The sequence below is a fragment of the Agarilytica rhodophyticola genome, assembly GCF_002157225.2.
In the GTDB taxonomy this organism is placed as follows: Bacteria; Pseudomonadota; Gammaproteobacteria; order Pseudomonadales; family Cellvibrionaceae; genus Agarilytica; species Agarilytica rhodophyticola.
In genome coordinates this window covers 4,833,312-4,851,635 of record NZ_CP020038.1, presented here as the reverse complement: position 1 = coordinate 4,851,635, position 18,324 = coordinate 4,833,312, and the positions used below count along the sequence as shown (strand labels likewise).

Here is an 18,324-nt window from a genome sequence, read left to right as displayed (position 1 = left end):
TTAAAGTCACGAATGTGACTTTAATATTTTATCATCGCTGCTTGTACATTTGTTGTAGCACACTTTGGTTATTGGAAAAGTTTAAACTACATCTTTCAAGAAAAGTATTAATCTCTTTGAGCTCATATTTATGGGCTTTTACACTTCCTTTTAATAGTTTTTTCTCATCATGATACATACCATAACCCGATAAAATGCTATGCCATGACATAGAAGTATAGTGTTTTTCCATATCGCGCTTGCGCAGAACCTTATTTACATCTTCTGCTTGGTGCCAACTGGCGAGTACATTTTTTAGGTCATCTGAAAGTTTATTGTGTTGGCGATTTGCGTACCAATAGTCTGAGTCTTGTCGTGAATTTAAAACGTAGTGAGCAACAATGTAATCTCGAATGCCTTCGAACTTTTCGTTAATTCTATGATTAAACTTTTGTTGGTTGATATCAGTAAAATTACCTAGTTCATAGGCATCGATAAAGCCTTGAATTGTTTCTTGTACTAGGTGTAGAGCCGTTGCTTCCAACGGTTCAATAAACCCCTGCGAAAGACCTACAGCTAGACAGTTGCGATACCAATGCTGCTCGACTCGGCCTACTTTCATTTTAATATGACGGGCTTGTATGTCACTATCAAGCATATTTAAATGTTGGCGTAACTCTGTTTCAGCATCATCAGCACTACAATAAGATGATGAATAAACGTAACCATTACCACTTCGATTAGCTAGGGGGATATTCCATACCCAACCGTTGGTTTTTGCTGTTGACACTGTTTGTGGTTTAAAGTTTTCTTGTTTAGGAGTAGCGATAGTAACAGCAGAATCGTTAAATAGGTTTTCTTCAAAATTTATGAAAGGTACTTTAAGAGTGCGTTGTAATAATTGGGACGAAAAACCTGTACAATCCACAAAAAAGTCGGCTTTAATTATCTCTCCCGAATCGAGAATCAAAGACTCAATATTTCCTTGCTCATCAACACAGGCGCTTTCTACTTTTGCATCAATATGTCTAATACCTCGCTTAAGCCCTTGCTCATGGAGAAATTCACCTAATAAAGCCGCATCGAAGTGATAGCCATAAGATACTTTAAACGGGAAGTTATCATGTTCAATAGGCGCTAAATTTTTTTTCGTGAGTATTGAATTCAGATAAAAAGTATCGGGGTGGGCATATATATTGACACCTTTTCGTCGCATCTCGCAGTTATAAAAAAAGGCGGGTTGCGTTTTAAAATCTACCTCTGACTCAAATGCATGAAAATAGCTGTCAAAACCAGGTTTTGATGACCAACCAGCGAAAGTAATGCCGTTTTTATAGGTGGCATTGCACTTCGGCATCCACTGGTTTTCTGCAAAGCCAAGAAAATCGAAGAACGATTTCAGTTGTGGTGTTGAGCCTTCTCCTACACCGATAATACCTAATGCTCGTGATTCGATTAAGGTGATATTGATACCCAGTGTTTGCCAGCATGCCGCCATTAGGTGAGCGCTCATCCAACCAGCAGTGCCTCCGCCGAGAATAACAATATTTTTTATAGGGGCAAATGCAGCGCTCATATAATTCCTTACAAGCCAATGGGGGATAGTTGGCATAGCTTAACCAGAGCATAAGTGTTGAGCAAGTATTGTAATGTATACAGTGCCTAGCGCTAACACATAGCAAGCGTAAGGCTAGCTTCAGCTTCGCTTTTGGTGTTTTTAATGCATTTCATTTAGTCGACTTTTACACTCTTTTCATCGGCTAGCGGGTCGTTAGTGGTAAATTTATTTTTTATTTATACGTATGCATTGCCTTGACTTTTTACTACTTTGGTTGAGTTTTTTACGCAACAAAAAACAACGCATCTATTCGAGTGCTTTATCGAGCGAATGTACTTTACTTCGTCTCTCAATAATCTAATTTTATTCGATAAACTACTCAAACAGTAACATTTTCCTCGGCTTTAGAATTTTTGAGAAGGAAAGTTACAGTTAAATATTCCCTTTTGTCGTATCAATGACCCTTACTTAACTTTAACCGTTGTGTGTCTTATTACCTTCAGAAAATCAGAAAAAAATGTATTTTTTTCAAATGTACTTTCATACGTATGCATCAGTAAAAAATGTGTTTATGTCGTCGCCTATTTAAATCGCTATTATTTGTTTTTTTATAAATTAAAAATTCAATATCCAATCGTCAGTTTTAAGGCTGTGTTGTTTTTTTGTGATATTTTATTTTTATTTTTTTTGAGAAAACATAATAAAATCAACATATTATGTGGTTGGTTATGTTTTTTTTGAAATGCTGGGTGTGATTTTATCATGACCTTTTTATCACTTTTAAAAAAATGACAGCGCAAGAAAAAACTATATTTTTTTCTGTAATGGATCTGTAAGCAGGTTTTTTTGACATCTCTATTGCCTATTTTTTTGACGTGACATAGTTAAAAAAAAATGGCATGTTATTGCACCGGTGTGAAGAAATAATATTTCATCTGTTTTGCTACGATTGATTGTTATTCAGCTGTTAAGGCGTCTTCTCACAATAATAATTTTAATAAATTTTAGAGGTTTTAAACCTCCCCTTAAAACAAAAGAATAATTAAGCAGGGTGTCCGTTTATGTCCAGCTATAAAGTGTTTAACTATAAAAAACTCTTTGCGTCCACAATATTACTTTCTACTGTTGCATTATCGGGCTGTGGCGGTGGCGATGTTGAAGGCAACCAAGAGCCGCTGCTTGTGTGTGAAAATGGGCAGACTCTCGATAGCGCTACGGGAACCTGTAGTGCAAGACCATTTTTCTGCAGTCAAGCGGGTTTTACATTACCGGATGATTTCCCGGCAGACCAAGTACCCACCCAAGAAGATTGTTTGCCACCTGATTTTAGCGGTCCTGACCCGGTTTATTTCCCAGCTGAAAGTGAAGCTGTCATTTACTACAACCGCCAAGGTGTTGATGCAGAGTACGATGGCTGGGTATTACATCTATTTAATTGCGGCGATCAGCCCGGTTGGCCCGATAGTGAGCTGACTGTTTGGCCGAATGGGCCTTCGGTAAATGGTGACAGTGTTGCGGGCATGGCTACCAGCGATCGCTCAGCTGTGACAGAAGTCCCGGCGGATGGCATTGATCCTATTTATGGGGCTTTTTGGATTTTGCCAATCGAAGATGCTGCCACCTGTGGTAACTATATCGTGCATGAAGATTTCCAAGGCGGGGATCAATCGGCCGACTTAAACCTCACCCTTGATGGTACCGATCGCTTTGCGCGCATGGCTTTCTATCAACCTAGTGCTACGGGCACCGCTGCCGGGGGTGTCGCTTCTGAGTTACCTATTTGCTTAGATGAAGAATGCAGTGTGCCTGTGTTACCACCACGGCGCTTTGTCGATTTCTCCGCACATTGGATAGATGAAACTACAATCGCCTGGTCTGTTGCTGGTGCAAATGATACAGCATTATATGCCTCCACCACGGGCGGGATAGATCAGGATGGTGAAGGTAACATTGTGGCAGGCACTGGTGTGGATGCCGAAGGCAACACATTTGATGTCAGGTTACTCGGCAGTCTTTCGGCAACGACCTTTACTCCCGAGCAGCAAGCGGCATTTCCTCATTTAACCGGTGACGGCTGGGGCGCCTATAGGTTCGATACCGAGCTGACCGAAGCGGATATTAAAGAATCTCTAAAAGGCCAGCTTCTTTTTATTGGCACAGACGGTGATACGCTTCTGGGCAGCTTTGTTCAAAAGCAAAGAGTTCTCGATGCGTTATACACTTCCGGTGATGATACTAACCCTTTAGCGGAAAGCGCTGAGCTTGGTATTTCATATGCCGATGGCAATATTACTGTATCGGCGTGGGCACCAACAGCACGCGCTGTTGAATTAAAAGTCTTTAGTGCGGCGAATCCAAAGCAGCTAGTATCTGATAATACTATGACCTTTGACGATCAAACTGGGATATGGACATTCAGCGGCCCGGCTGCCAATTTGGATGGATTGTTTTATCGCTATTCTATTTCTGTATTTGACCCCATTGCCGACACCATAAAAAATGTTGAGTCAACAGACCCCTATTCGGTAAGTCTGGATACCGACGGCGTGTTTTCACAATTTATTGATTTAAATTCCGAGGCGACCAAACCCGCGGGTTGGGATGGCCATGAAATTCCCACGGTTACTAACCCAGAGCAAGCCGTGATTTATGAAGGTCATATACGGGACTTTAGTATCCGTGACGAAAGTACTTCACAAGCCCATCGCGGAAAATTTATGGCTTTTACGGAAGATTCCGTGCCAGTACAACATCTTGAAGAACTTGCTAATAACGGCTTAACGCACTTTCATATGTTACCTGCTTTTGATATTGCAACGGTGGTGGAGGCGCAAGAGTTTGTTGTTAATTTAACGGATACCGTTGAGCGTATATGTCAGCAGGTGACAACAGCGGCAATATGTGATGAAGATAATGAGGCATTTGTTGCTGATGCCACAATGACCATAGAAGAAGTATTGCAAAGTTATCCCACTAACTCTACCCAAGCTCGCGATTTAGTAGAATCACTGAGTGACGCCGACGGTTTCAATTGGGGGTATGATCCTCACCACTTTAATGCCCCAGAAGGCAGTTATTCCACTGACCCAGAAGGCTCTACTCGAATTTTAGAAATGCGGGCGATGATTCAAGCTCTGCATGAAATAGGCTTACGAGTGGTGATGGATGTTGTATATAACCATACCAGTGAATCTGGTTTAGAAAATGTGAAGTCTAATTTTGACAAATTTGTTCCTGGTTATTATTACCGCCTAGACCCTATTACTGGCTTAGTAGAAACTGCTAGTTGCTGTCAGGATACTGCTGCTGAAAATACTATGATGGGGAAATTTATCGAAGATTCGCTAGTGCAATGGGCACAACAATATAAAATCGATAGTTTCCGTTTTGATCTTATGAGTTTTCACCCTCGCGATTTAATTCAGCGTTCGCTAGCAGCGGTACAAGCAATTGATCCCGATAATTATTTTTACGGAGAAGGCTGGGAAGAGTTGGGTGGCAGTTCTGCCAACGATGCAATTTTCGCGCGAGCCACACAAGAAAATTTAGGTGGCACAGGTATTGGTACCTTTAATGATCTAATGCGCGAACCTCTGCGTGGTGCCTCTTTACTCAATGGCGGTAACCTTGATCGCATTCGTGCAGGTTTAGCTGGTAACCTTGCTTCTTATCAATTCTATAACAGCAGTAGCCAACTTATTTCCGCTTCTGATATTGGTGCTTACACCAATGATCCCCAGGAAAACGTCGCCTATGCCACGGTACACGACAACGAAACTCTGTGGGATTTTTTACACATGGAAGGCACTTTACCAGACGCTATTAACACTATGGCCGATCGCGCTAGAGCGCAAGTGCTGACTCTGTCTGTTCCCTTATTGAGCCAAGGGGTTAGCTTTATTCACATGGGGTCTGACTTACTGCGTTCAAAATCTTTTGAAGAAAATAGTTTTAATTCTGGCGACTGGTTTAACTACATCGATTTTACACAAACGGATAACAACTGGAATATCGGTGTTACCCAAGGAGATAGCACTCCTGAAGATGACACTTTCTTGGCGAATATTCTGGCTAATCCTGAAGCTGATCCGGACGCTGCAACTATTGCTTGGTCTTCCGATGTTTTCAATAACATGTTAGCTATTTCATCTTCTACGCCGCTGTTTAACTTAACATCAGCAGAGCAGATATCCGAGCGTGTCGGTTTTCACAATCAAGGTATTTTTCAAGCTGACAACATGATTGTCATGAGTATTGATGATGGTGATACGCAGGCCAGTATGTTTGATGATTTAGAAAATAATCTCGATCTAGACGACCTCGATCCAGCGTATGATGCTGTGGTTGTTATTTTTAATGGTGCCACTACTGCTCGTACACACGCCATTGAAAGTGCAGCGAATTTTGAACTGCATGCAATGCAAACAAGCGGTATCGACACTGTTGTGCAAACAGCATCTTTTGATAATGCCAGTTCAACCTTTAGTGTTCCAGCTCTGACAACCGCAGTTTTTGTTAAAAGACAAAATGGTGCCCAAGGCTATGGGTTGTGGGCAGGTGCATCGCCCGCTCTTGGTGGTGCGATACCGAATCCCTTCAGTGTACCTATTTTCTTGCGTGGCAGTATGAATTCCTGGGGTATTAGTGACGAGTTAAACTATAACGGCGATGGTACTTTTACTGTATTTACTGATATTACTGCTGCTGACTATGAATTTAAAATTGCATCCGAAGATTGGAGTACGGTGGATTTCGGTGCTGCCACTGCCGACACTACAGTAACCTTAGGTAGCGACAAAACTTTAGCGACAGGCGGTGGTAATTTAGCGATTACCATTCCCAGTGATGGTGAATACCGTTTTGATTTAAATGCGGCAGTGGATGCATCGTCGCCAGTACTTAATGTTCGCAACGCCCGTACTTTTGGCGACACCGCAATATTTTTACGTGGTTCTATGAATGGTTGGGGAACTGCTAACGAAATGGCCTACACCGGTGAAAGTATTTATCAAACACTACTACCTATCAGTGCAGCACGACATGAATTTAAAGTAGCATCGGACGATTTTGCCACGGTTAATCTAGGTGGCACAGAGTCAGGCGTTGAGGTGAATTTCGGCCAGTCTTTAGTACTTGGCGAAGTGGATGACAATAACCTAGCGGCAGAGTTTATTGCCGCCGATTATTTATTTACTCTCGATACATCCAATATAGATATGCCTCGCTTAGCTGTGGTACTTAACCAAACCTTTGGCAGCACACCTGTATTCGTTCGCGGTAGCTTTAATGGTTGGGGCATCGCGGATGAAATTATATTCCAAGGTAATGCGGTTTATAGCGTCGATATTAATATCTCAGCAGGAAGCTATGAGTTTAAAGTAGCGTCGGAAGATTGGAGCACAGTGAATCTTGGAGAAGGTATGGGGGCAGCTGTCACATTAGGAGTGCCTTTCAGCGGCCTTGCAGATAACGGTGGTAATCTTAGTCTTGTTATTTCTACAGACGGTGTTTATCGCTTTACCTTTGACTCAAGTCGTGGCGCTTCTACGCTGACGGTAACAGATGTATCACCTTAAGCCGGTTGTGATGAATCGATAAAAAATATAACGGCAATGCCAAGTTATGAGGCATTGCTATTAGGATACTTTCTTAAAAATAAATAATAAGAAAATAAAAATAAGGGTGCAAAGCAATGAAACAATTTAAATTGAACCCCTTGGCGACAGTGATTTCGTCTCTTGTGTTAGTTATGGCTGGAACGCATTATACATATGCGCAAGATGCAGTTATCGAAGAGGAAGAGCCTCAAGTCAATACAGATGAAGAAGTTATTGTTACTGGGTTTCGGCGTTCTCTTCTCAATTCCATCGATACTAAAAGAAATGCGGATACTATCATTGAATCTATTTCTGCAGATGATATTGGTGGTCTTCCAGATCGTTCTATCGCAGACTCACTAGCTCGCTTGCCAGGAATTACTGTTGATCGGACTGGCGGCCAGGCGGGTGAAATACAAGTACGGGGTTTATCTGGAGATTTTGTTTTTGCAACTCTTAATGGTCGTGAGCAAGTATCGCCAAACCGTGAACGTGTTATTGAATTTAACCAATACCCCGCAGAGTTACTATCTAAGGTAGATGTTTATAAAGTACCTAAGGCTTCGATTATCGAAGGCGGCATAGGCGCAACGGTTGAACTTAAAACAGCTAACCCACTGGAATTAGACGTCGATCATAAATTTCATGTAAGTGCTCGCGGTAGCTATAATGATCGGGCTGGTGATCTTGCCGGTGGTGATGAATTTGGTAGCCGTTTCACGATTTCTTATCAAGGTAAGTTTCTCGAGGATACCTTGGGCTTTGCCATAGGCTATGCGCGTTTAGATCAAGGACAAACGGCAGAAGAATATATAGGTTTACAGTTTCCCAATCCTTCATCTAGCGACTTTGTTGATGTAGATGGCGATGGGCGCGGTAATTCTATTCCCGACGGCTTTGAATTACAGCATACCGGTGGTACTGAAATCCGCGATGGCTACATGGCGGCGATACAATTTGAACCCAATGAAAAACTCACAATTCAAGCGGATCTTTTTCTATCTCAATTTGAGTCAACAGGTTTTTCCAAGGGCTTTCGGATACAGAACCTTGCACGTTTTGAAATCGACAACCCCATCCTCGACAGTAACGGTATTGATGTCATCGGCGGTGAATTTTCTCTAATATCAGAAACAGTAGGGGGCGTCGAGCGCTCTACGCGCAACAATGGGCCACGTTATAATAGTGATGCCTTAGTGCTTTCGGCCGATCAAGGCTTCCAACTAATTTCTGATAACGTCACCAACGATGACGAAGTTATTTCTGGCGGTATCGCGCTTAAGTGGACTGAAGAAAGTTGGGAAGTCAGTGCCGATATTTCCACCTCTCGTGCGGAAGGATTCTTCAATGATGGTATAACCCGTTCTCATTTATACGATGTAAACAACACCACCGATGCCGATGGTAATCCTATAACTACCACAACAAGAACAGATAATCTCGGCTTAGCTTTTCGTTTGAATGGTAACCAAATACCGCAAATTACTTTTAATGAAAGAGCAAATTTTACTAATCTCGATCCCAGCCGAGGACCTGTTGTTCGTTTATCCACGTACGAGGCATATCCTCATCTTAACGAAGATGAGGTGGACGCGATTCGTATTGATGGCAAATACAATTTTGATAGTTCATTTATTGCTTCGGTTGAGGCGGGAGTGAGATACTCTGAACGTAACTACATTCGCGGACGACAAACTTTTGTTTACAGCCCCTTCCAATCTGGTGACGGTGTTAATGCCAACTCTACAAGCTTACCAATTGACCCACAGTTTGCTGAGGTTATTAACTGGCAAGGTGATTTTTCTCACTTCCCTTCATTTTTAGATATTGATGCTGACGCTGTTTTTGCTCAGGCAGTAGCAGAAGGTTTGGTGGTTGACGATGAGGGAAATCTGCGTGATACAACACCACGTGCTCGCTGGGGAGAAGGACGAGCGTGGTCGGTCACGCAAAGTGCTGATGTTACCGAAAAGGTAACGGCCTATTACTTTTTGGCGAACATCGATACCAATATAGCTGATATGCCACTAACGGGTAATGTGGGAGTGCGCGTTGTAGATACAGACCAATCTGCCTTGGGTATTTTTGGGGCTGACCCGGCTAATGGTTTGCCGGCAGATAATATTTTGGATGGCTTGGGCCGAACCGCAGACCAAGAAGGTGCGCCGGGTTTTGAAAATGGCGCAGCCTATGTGAGAAATGGTGACGAATATACTAAAGTACTGCCATCACTGAGCTTAAACTTATCCCTTACGGATAATGACATTGTAAGGCTGGGGGTTGCTAAAGTTATTTCCCGTGTTCCTATTTCTGACTTGGCTAATGATACTGCACCCAATTACTCATTGGATCGAAATAATACTGTATTTAGACTAGATATTGATGCTTCCAATAATCCATTTCTACGTCCCTTTGAAGCTGAACAAATCGATTTATCTTACGAGCATTACTTCGAAGAAACTGAAGGTGTGTTTGCTTTAGCACTTTTTAATAAAGATATTAAGAATGACCAGCAGACCGTTGGTTTTACCGAATTTCCATTTCAAGAGTTAGGCTTTGGTAGCTTTGCTATTCCATCATCTCGTTTGCAAGAGCCGACTCGTGACCCTGTCACTGGAGAAATTACCGACTTAGGTGCAGCACTTCCTGTTGTCGATGGTACCTTAACTATCTCTACTAATAATGCCGATGCGGGTTTTATTCGAGGTGTTGAAGTATCATTGACGCAGACGTTAAATTTCTTGCCTCAACCATTAGATACCTTCGGTTTTCAAGCGAGTTATGCTCGCTTGGATACAGAGCTAAATGTTACCAACCCCTTTACTGGTGATACCGCTGCAACTCTGCCTTTCCCTGGTTTAGCCGAAAATTCTGGTCAGCTCACATTATTTTGGAGCTATGAAGGTTTAGAACTACGCCTATCTACGAACTATCAAGACGCCAAAGTAGGGGAATTATTCGACCCCACCGGTGGTGATGGCGATTTAGCACTCTTTGAAGAGCAAACGACCATGGATTTCCAGTCTTCATATGATTTTGGAAATGGTCTACAACTTCTTTTTCAAGTATCTAACTTAACGGATGAGCCTAATCTAAGTAGCTTTGGCGGCGGTAATAGAACTGGCAATATTCAATTCTTTGGCCGGCAGTTTTATTTCGGTGCCAATTACAACTTTGAGTAAATTATTCATAGAGTATCTACTGCTCCACTTATGCCAACGTAGGTATGACGTTGGCTTTTTTTGTATTTCTTCCATTACTCCCACTCGCTCTGCATTTCCCCAAAAACCATGCAATATGACTGGACTATGACTTTAGTTGTGTTTGAAAAGTGTACAGATTGTTTTTACCATTAGCCTCATAAACTGGGCTCATAGACAGTATTCACTTCTTCGGTATAATAAAGCCGGGAAGTGAAACACGCCGATAAATACAGGGAAGGTAAGACTACCCTGCTAAGTTATTGAATTCACTTGTTTTTTGAAAAATGACTGCTCCCTATACTTTGTATGCTATGGGAAGCGTATGACATTTGTTAGTTGTATTGTAAAGGATAGATAATGAGATATTTAGTTTTATTAGTGGCCCTATTTTCTTTTAGTAGCTATGCCTCTTGGGATGGCAGTACCAGAGGCGAAGTTGTAGCTATTGAAGTAACAGCAGAGTCAAATTATGCATTCCGAATTCATTTAAAAAATGCTCCAGCACTGTGTGGTAATGCTAATACATGGGCGTTCTTAAACAAGTCTGATAGTAACTATGAGACATATGTCAGTTTATTAACGGCAGCAAAATTTGCACAAGCTGAAGTCACTGTGTATACCAATCAAATCTCAAATGGTTTTTGTAAGATAGGGCATATCACAGTTCATTAATAGGAAAACCTGTTGTCAATAAGCGTAGAGAACAAATATGAAAAAAGGAAAATTGATATTTTTTTGCGGAAAAATGGGAGCAGGTAAATCTACTGAAGCGTCTAAAGTAGCGCAAGAAGGAAATAGCGTCTTACTTGTTGAGGATGAATGGCTTGCGTCACTCTACCCAAATAAGATTTCTTCGTTAGAGGATTATATTAAATACTCGAATCAATTAAAGCCGCAGATTAAAAAACTAGCCCAATCTATTTTAGTCACGGGTGCTAACGTGGTGATGGATTTCCCTGCGAATACAATATCCCAGAGAAGTTGGTTTCGAACGATTTTTTTAGAAGTCGATACCTCACATAATTTGATTTTTATTGATGCCTCTGACGAAACTTGTCTTGCACAGATTGAAAAAAGATGCCAATCACATCCTGAGCGAGCGTTGACCGATACCCCCGAAATGTTTGAGCAAATAACTAAATACTTTGTTGAGCCTTCGCCGGATGAATTATTTGATATCACTAGGATTGTTAAGGGAGAGAATAAACCCTAGCTCTATTTGTGAATGAAAAATACGATGCCGTTTGACGAAGGTCTCTTTAATAATATGTAGTAAAATTTGACTGTCTAATACCCGCATTTGCCAAATATTATCTATGCTACTCCAGAGGTATTTTAAGCAACTTGTTTGTACATATAATTACTAAGAATGATACATCTGTGAAATATTAGTTTTGGCGATGAGTAGGATTTTTTATGCTGCAACATTTCATAATTCTTAATATTCGGTAATTCTTAGCACTTTGTAGTATAGATGGAGATATTAACGTAGAAAATATTAGAATGGTAAATATTAGACTAGCAAAATTAATACTAGAGCAACTGAGCTTTCTAACTATACTTATTTAAACAGACTATTACGCATATAGACTATTTAGAATAGAAGGGTAGCTATGAAGATTACCTCTTTAATGACACCTAAGGTTGTTAGTGTAGAAATGGATGATGCTCTTAGCGTGGTTAAGGAGATATTTGATAATAAAAAATTTCATCATCTGCTAGTTGTGGGGGAATCTAAATTACTTGGTGTTATTTCAGATAGAGATTTGCTTAAATCATTGAGCCCAAATATCGATACCGCCGCGGAGACAAATAAAGACTTGGCTTGCTTAAATAAAAAAGTGCATCAGATAATGACGAGGCAGCCCATTACTCTCCATGAAAAATCTACTATAAAAGATGCCGTTGCGCTATTTAATAGTCATCGAATCTCATGTATTCCTGTTATCAATAATCTGAACGAACCTGTTGGTATTATTTCCTGGAGAGATATAATGAAGGAAATTGGCAAGCGCCTTGAAAATGCAACTAAGTAAATGCTCAGAGCTTTCACAAACGTAGCTTTTGCATCTACTATGGAAAGCTTGTTTTAATAGGTCTAAATAAGTAGGCTTTAGTCGAGATGGGTAGTGAGTAAACTGAGTAAGGTGTATAGGTTTTAAGATGGGTGAGCTACAAGATGAGTAGGTTAATAGCAGCCGGATTTGCTGGCCTTGGGATTTGGAAATTATCGGAAGATAGTTCAAACTGGTTCTGGTGGGCATGGACAGCTTTTTTTCTCATTATATTTATCTTTCCAAATAAGGGTAAGTCAAGTGGTGATTCTTGGTTTGATTTTGATGGAGGGGATTCTGGTAGCGATGGGGGAGGTGGTGGTGATTAATGAATAAAACATACTCATATATTGAGTGATATTTCAAGAAGTGATAACTTTTGAAAAATAAAATTAATCCAGTATTTAAAAAATGTATTAACTTTTTAAGAGCAATTTTATTCACAACACAATGTCTTTAAAAGTAATAATATTGCTGACTTACATTTGATAGAGATTTTTTGCGCTTTAAAAAAGGCGACTGTTAGAGGTTATTCGTTATGTTTTTCTAGCCTGACTGTATTGAATGTCTTCGGTTTTGCTAAGCACTTTAAGTGATCAAAAAAACCATTGTTTATTTAGGATTTTCGTGGCATTGACAACCACAGGTTTCTGCCTCTTCTTGATTTTTGCTTTCAAGTGAGAGCTTTACCTCTACGTTGGTTTCTTCACTATTTATCATTGTTTGTGCAGAAAGAAACATTTGCTCTGCATGTAATGGACTTAGTTTATCCACCAAAGCATGTAAGTCACTATGGCGTGTTTTATACGGTTCATGTGGCTCTGATATATGAACACTTTTATTGCCTAGAAGTACGTAATTGGCGTCAGCGCCTGTGACCTCCAATAAGGCAATAAAATTCTTCAGTCTGAGACCACCGGTTTGGAAACTCTTATATAAGGATTGTTCCGTAATCCCCACAAACTCGGCAACATCAGCTGGCTTTTTCCCACAGGTCTTAACGGCTTCTCCTATCCGTTGACCAAGTGCACCTTCACTATCAACCATAGGTTGGATAATATCGACCAGATATCTTAACAACAATAAGTCTGAAGTTGTTAAAAATAAACTTATAGTTTATTTTGTCGTCTTTAATTGAATATGGTCACCTAAAGCAGAAAATATTCGCATAAGATTTTATTTGGTCATCACTAATAGAAGCAATCGATCTATTTTTTTTTAATGAACATCAAATTTATGTGTGTTTTTTTTAATCACAATACAGATGCTATCAGGTTCATACTGAAGTTATTATCTTGTTAATTAACATGTATACCTGTTTGTTTTTTGTGCGAAAAAAATTGTTAACGAGTAATAGTCCTCCCTGTATTTTTATTGCGCTGCGCCGGTTTCACATGTTTTTTGCGTGTACCTGGTTGGCTTTTTTTGTCCTGGGCTTTGTCTCGAATATTCGATTGGTTACTTCGTTGAGATCTGGGTTTATGCTTATTAGGTTTTGCTTTTTCCTGAGCGCTGCGACGGCCGTTTTTATTTTCACTAGGTCGTTGGCCATCTCGATGCTCTACTTTTGGTTTCTTGGGCTTTTTAGGGCGCACGGGGCGCTTATCCAGCCGAGATGGAGGAACATCGTGAACGGGCTCGAAACCATCGACTAACTTGCGAGTAAGTAACTGCTGTATAAGCCGTTCAATATCGCTCAGTTGCTTATATTCGTCGGCACATACCAAAGATATTGCCTGCCCACTGGCTCCCGCTCGTCCAGTGCGGCCTATTCTATGTACATAATCCTCTGCAACATTGGGGAGATCGAAATTAACCACCTGTGGCAGCTGGTCAATATCCAAGCCTCGAGCGGCAATATCCGTGGCTACTAAGATGCGAATTTCACCATTTTTAAAACTATTTAATGCTTTTGTTCGAGCCCCCTGACTTTTATTGCCATGGATGGCAGCCGCTTTTATGTTTTCGTTTTCAAGGTGGCGGGTAAGTCTATTGGCGCCGTGTTTGGTCTTAGTGAAAACTAACGCTTGTTGCCAATCACCCTCGTTAATTAGCTGGGTTAAAAGCGCTGGCTTACGTTTTTTATCCACTGGACACATCCACTGCTTCACCGATTTTGCGGCAGTGTTGGGAGGGCTTACTGAAATTTCCATTGGGTTGCTGACCAACCCTTTCGCAAGCTTGCGAATGTCATCAGAAAATGTAGCCGAGAACATTAAGTTCTGTCTTTGCTTAGGCAAAACTGCCAGAATTTTGCGAATATCGTGAATAAAACCCATATCGAGCATGCGATCGGCTTCATCGAGTACCAATACTTCAAGCTGTTTGAAGTTAACCGCTCGCTGGTTATATAAGTCTAATAAACGCCCTGGTGTGGCTACTAATATATCGACGCCACGGCGAAGTTTCATCATTTGAGGATTAATCTTAACGCCACCGAACACCACTAATGAACGTAAAGGTAAATACTTACTGTAGGCGGCAATATTATCTTCCACCTGGGCGGCTAATTCTCGTGTTGGTGCTAGCACTAAGGCTCTGACTTGATTGGAACCCACTGACTGTCCGTCGGACAGCCTCTGCAAAATAGGTAATGTAAAACCTGCCGTTTTACCCGTGCCCGTTTGGGCCGCAGCCATAACATCCCGTCCTTTAAGCACCGCTGGGATCGCTTTTAATTGGATGGGAGAGGGCGTGTCGTAGCCCTGCTCGGCTACAGCTTTAAGGATGGAGTCTGATAACTCCAGGGAAGAAAAACTCATAAATATGTCTTGTCTTGCTTAAATAGTGATTACTACCGCTGTTTACGGCAGGGGCGCAGCTTACAGGAACTTACCCTTCGGTGCTATCGTTGTATTAAGTGTAGAGAATAGTTTGCCAACGGTGTAATTATTATTGTAAAAGTAAAAGCAAGTAGGTGCTTAGTTATCATTGTCTGTTTTCTACGGGCAAAAAAAACCGCGCAGAGCGCGGTGAGTACTGAACGTACGTAGAGAATTAACAAGACTTTAGAATGTAAGCGTTGCGCTCATGCTAAAGTTTACGCCTCTTTCTTCCTCTAGCAGGGTAAAGCTTTCATTTTCCCGTTTGAACGATACCGTCTCGTCCAAAATATTTTTCGCTTTAAGCTTAAATATTAAATTATCTGTCGGGAAGTAAGAGTAGGTCATATCTAAAGTGTTGGATGGCTGTTCAAATACATCTGCCTGCCCAGCACGCCCAGCGAAAAATAATCGCTCTCCAAACCAGTTATAAGACATTGTCGCCGCGTGTTTACCGTCATCGGAGTCAAAGCCGAAAATAAGGTTTGCCGCGTTAGAAGCGCCAACCAGGTCTCGCTCAGGGTTAGTTGGATTAAGTGCGCGAGAGCCTGCTACGGTATTGGTATCTAACACCGTAAAGTTACCTTGGATAAAGAAGGGTTCTAAGAGATCGCTAACGTTGCCTAAGCTTTTCAATAACTCAACCTCTATACCGGTGATTTCAGCACTTTCAGCGTTAAAGATACTAACCGCTCTATCATCTTCTGAGCGGGGCACTTCCTGCACATCTATTGGGTCAGTAATATCTTTATAGAACAATGATAATGTTAAGTTATCACCGTCTTCGAAATACCACTCTGCTCGAATGTCATAGTTTTTAAACTGCGCAGGAACAAGGCTAGATTCACCAAACACTAAGAAGTCGGTAATTGGATCGATATAACTGGATTCGGTAATTTCCCGCAAGTCAGGACGTACAGTTGTTTCACTAAAACCTAAGCGCAATTGAAAATCTTCGGCAAAGAAATTCGGTGTCATGTAAGTTAACGCTACAGAAGTAAAGATATCGTTATCGGCAAAGGTTGCACTTTCAAAGAAGTCCGCAATAACGTTGGATCTTACTCCGTCGGGACGCAAGGTATTGTCATATGCGCGCGCTTCTATGGCATCAGGAATAAGAGGGCTGCCATCAAAGTCCAGAGGATCCCATGATAGGCCCACTTGTTGATAATCTTCCCAGCGCAGGCCTGCAGCGACACGCCAGGTATCTTGCCAAGTAACATCGAATTTACCGTAAGCGGCAGAAACTTTATTGGCTGCCACATAACTATCAGCATTGGCATTGTTAACATTGATTTGGAAACCAAAATCTGGATTTAATATATTAGCATTGGTAAAAACTTCACCTGGCTGGCCCACATTAGGTGAGGACTGAACATTAGAACCCAAACCGAATTGTAGCTGACGGTAAGTTCTCGCTTTACGCCAGTATTCGGCACCACCACTTAACTCTATAGAAAAGTTAGTTAACTCGATAGGGTAAGCTAGTTCCCAACCCGCACTCTCAAGATGATCTTCCAAATCAGTAAAGCGATAATCTGCTGCGGAAAGGTTGGTTTGTACTGTTGAAGCATTAGTCTCTAAGCTGAACGGGCGAATAAAACCTGCTTGCCCATTCACGCGAATTTCGTTAGGAATTTCTGTAGTGGATTCACTATCTGAGAAATACCAGCTAAATTTCAAGCCATCTAACGACTCGAGAAAATCTAAACCCAATAATTCCCGCGTAGCAAAGCCTAACTCGTGTTCGCCGTGGATTTGATTCACTAACAATTCACGCTGCTCATAACGCAAGTTATAGGAGCGATCAGAGGTGCCGCTGGTAATGGGATTATCCGTATTAAAGTTATCTTCAATCGTGGTTTCATCATCGGTATTGCGAATATAAACCGTCGTTGTTTCGACGGTATTTTCTTCGTTTAAACGAAAGCCAAGGCTAAAGTTTCCGGTGAGTGAAACGTTGAATGTACTTTCTTTTTCAAACGCCTGATCTTGCGCGATATCTGTTCCAGGTATTAAGTCATCACTTAAAACAAATGTAGTTTCAGTATTACGCCAGCTTGAATTATAAGAAATGCCAGCAAGGAAACCGATCTCAGCTTCATCTGTTACGCCAAAAGTATTACCGACGTTAACCTGAAAAGAACGATCTAGCTCTTCTGGATTCTCGAAAATAGTGATATCACGATTTAACTCTAAAGCTAAATTTCTAACATCTTCTTGAGCTTCTGCCTCACTAATACCATCAAATTCTGCGATATTACGGAAGTTGCCGCGGTAGCGATTGAGGGCACTACTAAGTGTTGGTGTCAGTGCTCGTGTGCCATCGTCCTTACCTAAACGATCATCACCACCACCGTTATAAGTAAAGAAATCGCCTGAATTACTATTGTCACCAATACCAATTTCAGCAAAAAATAAAAAATCATCGGGTAAACCGTTAGTGCGAATATCTACTGCACCACCACCAAAGGCTGCGGCCATATCTGCAGAGGCAACTTTTTGTACTGATAAAGTCTCTACAATTGATGTCGGAAAAATATCTAAAGGCACAACGTTTCGCGTTAAATCTGGCGAAGGTATGTTGGCTCCATTAAGGGTTGTGCTTGAATAGCGTTCCCCAAGGCCACGAACAAATACAAACTTATCATCTACCAAGGTAACACCTGGTACACGACGTAATGCCGTCGCAACATTGGAATCACCAATACGGCTAATTAATTCGGCACTGATAAGGTCGACGGCGACTTCCTGTTCCATTCGCTCTAAAACAATGTCACCGGCAGCACTTTGTATTCTGCCTAATACCAAAACTTCCTCAATAGGATTGGCAAGAACGACTCTACGTTTCGGTGGCGCACTTCGTTCTTCGGACGACGTCTGTTCTTGCTCAGGTGCATCTTGCTCAGCTTCTTGAGCATAAATACTGCCACTAATTGCTAAGCTTAATGCGCTTAGTGGAAAGGCGACAAGTGCTGTTCCTTTCTTTAAAAACTTTTTCATCTGAACTGACCCATGTTGTCAAATGTGTTTTTATTTGTCCGCTATATAGAAAAGGCGCCGTAAGGCGCCTTTCAATTACGGCAATAAGGTTTGATTAACGATGTTTTC

At 41.3% G+C, this 18,324-nt stretch carries 10 protein-coding genes; 6 read left to right on the top strand and 4 right to left on the bottom strand.

All coding sequences use genetic code 11. The annotated features are described in order from the left end of the window. Nucleotides 1-31: 31 nt before the first annotated feature. Nucleotides 32-1,555: a tryptophan halogenase family protein gene (locus tag BVC89_RS20030; RefSeq protein ID WP_173780737.1), complete on the bottom strand. Its 1,524-nt coding sequence runs from the start codon at nucleotides 1,553-1,555 to the stop codon at nucleotides 32-34. A 1,043-nt stretch (nucleotides 1,556-2,598) separates the two neighbouring features. Here BVC89_RS20030 and BVC89_RS20025 point away from each other — a divergent pair. The 6 genes from BVC89_RS20025 to BVC89_RS20000 all read left to right on the top strand — a co-directional run bounded on the left by BVC89_RS20025 (nucleotide 2,599) and on the right by BVC89_RS20000 (nucleotide 12,720). Next, nucleotides 2,599-7,113 (top strand): alpha-1,6-glucosidase domain-containing protein, encoded by a 4,515-nt coding sequence (locus tag BVC89_RS20025; RefSeq protein WP_086932902.1) that lies wholly within the window; start codon nucleotides 2,599-2,601, stop codon nucleotides 7,111-7,113. Between the two features lie 116 nt (nucleotides 7,114-7,229). Then, a complete protein-coding gene (locus BVC89_RS20020) occupies nucleotides 7,230-10,316 on the top strand; it encodes a TonB-dependent receptor (protein ID WP_086932901.1) in 3,087 nt (1,028 codons plus the stop codon). Between the two features lie 378 nt (nucleotides 10,317-10,694). Next, nucleotides 10,695-11,009, top strand: coding sequence for a hypothetical protein (locus BVC89_RS20015; RefSeq protein WP_086932900.1), 315 nt, complete (start codon nucleotides 10,695-10,697; stop codon nucleotides 11,007-11,009). Nucleotides 11,010-11,046: 37 nt separating this feature from the next. Next, nucleotides 11,047-11,550, top strand: a complete 504-nt coding sequence (locus BVC89_RS20010) for a P-loop nucleotide/nucleoside kinase family protein (RefSeq protein WP_086932899.1) — start codon at nucleotides 11,047-11,049, stop codon at nucleotides 11,548-11,550. 400 nt (nucleotides 11,551-11,950) lie between these two features. Beyond that, a complete protein-coding gene (locus BVC89_RS20005) occupies nucleotides 11,951-12,373 on the top strand; it encodes a CBS domain-containing protein (protein ID WP_086932898.1) in 423 nt (140 codons plus the stop codon). A 143-nt stretch (nucleotides 12,374-12,516) separates the two neighbouring features. After that, a complete protein-coding gene (locus tag BVC89_RS20000) occupies nucleotides 12,517-12,720 on the top strand; it encodes a hypothetical protein (protein ID WP_086932897.1) in 204 nt (67 codons plus the stop codon). A 283-nt stretch (nucleotides 12,721-13,003) separates the two neighbouring features. Here the strand turns inward: BVC89_RS20000 and BVC89_RS19995 are convergent, their stop codons facing one another. The 3 genes from BVC89_RS19995 to BVC89_RS19985 form a co-directional block, all read right to left on the bottom strand. Next, nucleotides 13,004-13,471, bottom strand: coding sequence for a hypothetical protein (locus BVC89_RS19995; protein WP_158658045.1), 468 nt, complete (start codon nucleotides 13,469-13,471; stop codon nucleotides 13,004-13,006). A 263-nt stretch (nucleotides 13,472-13,734) separates the two neighbouring features. After that, complete coding sequence (locus BVC89_RS19990) at nucleotides 13,735-15,153, bottom strand: DEAD/DEAH box helicase (protein WP_086932895.1); 1,419 nt, start codon at nucleotides 15,151-15,153, stop codon at nucleotides 13,735-13,737. Between the two features lie 246 nt (nucleotides 15,154-15,399). Next, the gene (locus tag BVC89_RS19985; RefSeq protein WP_086932894.1) at nucleotides 15,400-18,216 is read right to left on the bottom strand and encodes a TonB-dependent receptor domain-containing protein; all 2,817 of its coding nucleotides are present in this window, start codon (nucleotides 18,214-18,216) and stop codon (nucleotides 15,400-15,402) included. Nucleotides 18,217-18,324 lie beyond the last annotated feature (108 nt).

Bases quoted from the DNA above. Each gene is read 5' to 3' on its own strand.
- BVC89_RS20030 (WP_173780737.1), bottom strand. From the start codon at position 1,555: ATGAGCGCTGCATTTGCCCCTATAAAAAATATTGTTATTCTCGGCGGA.
- BVC89_RS20025 (WP_086932902.1), top strand. From the start codon at position 2,599: ATGTCCAGCTATAAAGTGTTTAACTATAAAAAACTCTTTGCGTCCACA.
- BVC89_RS20020 (WP_086932901.1), top strand. From the start codon at position 7,230: ATGAAACAATTTAAATTGAACCCCTTGGCGACAGTGATTTCGTCTCTT.
- BVC89_RS20015 (WP_086932900.1), top strand. From the start codon at position 10,695: ATGAGATATTTAGTTTTATTAGTGGCCCTATTTTCTTTTAGTAGCTAT.
- BVC89_RS20010 (WP_086932899.1), top strand. From the start codon at position 11,047: ATGAAAAAAGGAAAATTGATATTTTTTTGCGGAAAAATGGGAGCAGGT.
- BVC89_RS20005 (WP_086932898.1), top strand. From the start codon at position 11,951: ATGAAGATTACCTCTTTAATGACACCTAAGGTTGTTAGTGTAGAAATG.
- BVC89_RS20000 (WP_086932897.1), top strand. From the start codon at position 12,517: ATGAGTAGGTTAATAGCAGCCGGATTTGCTGGCCTTGGGATTTGGAAA.
- BVC89_RS19990 (WP_086932895.1), bottom strand. From the start codon at position 15,153: ATGAGTTTTTCTTCCCTGGAGTTATCAGACTCCATCCTTAAAGCTGTA.
- BVC89_RS19985 (WP_086932894.1), bottom strand. From the start codon at position 18,216: ATGAAAAAGTTTTTAAAGAAAGGAACAGCACTTGTCGCCTTTCCACTA.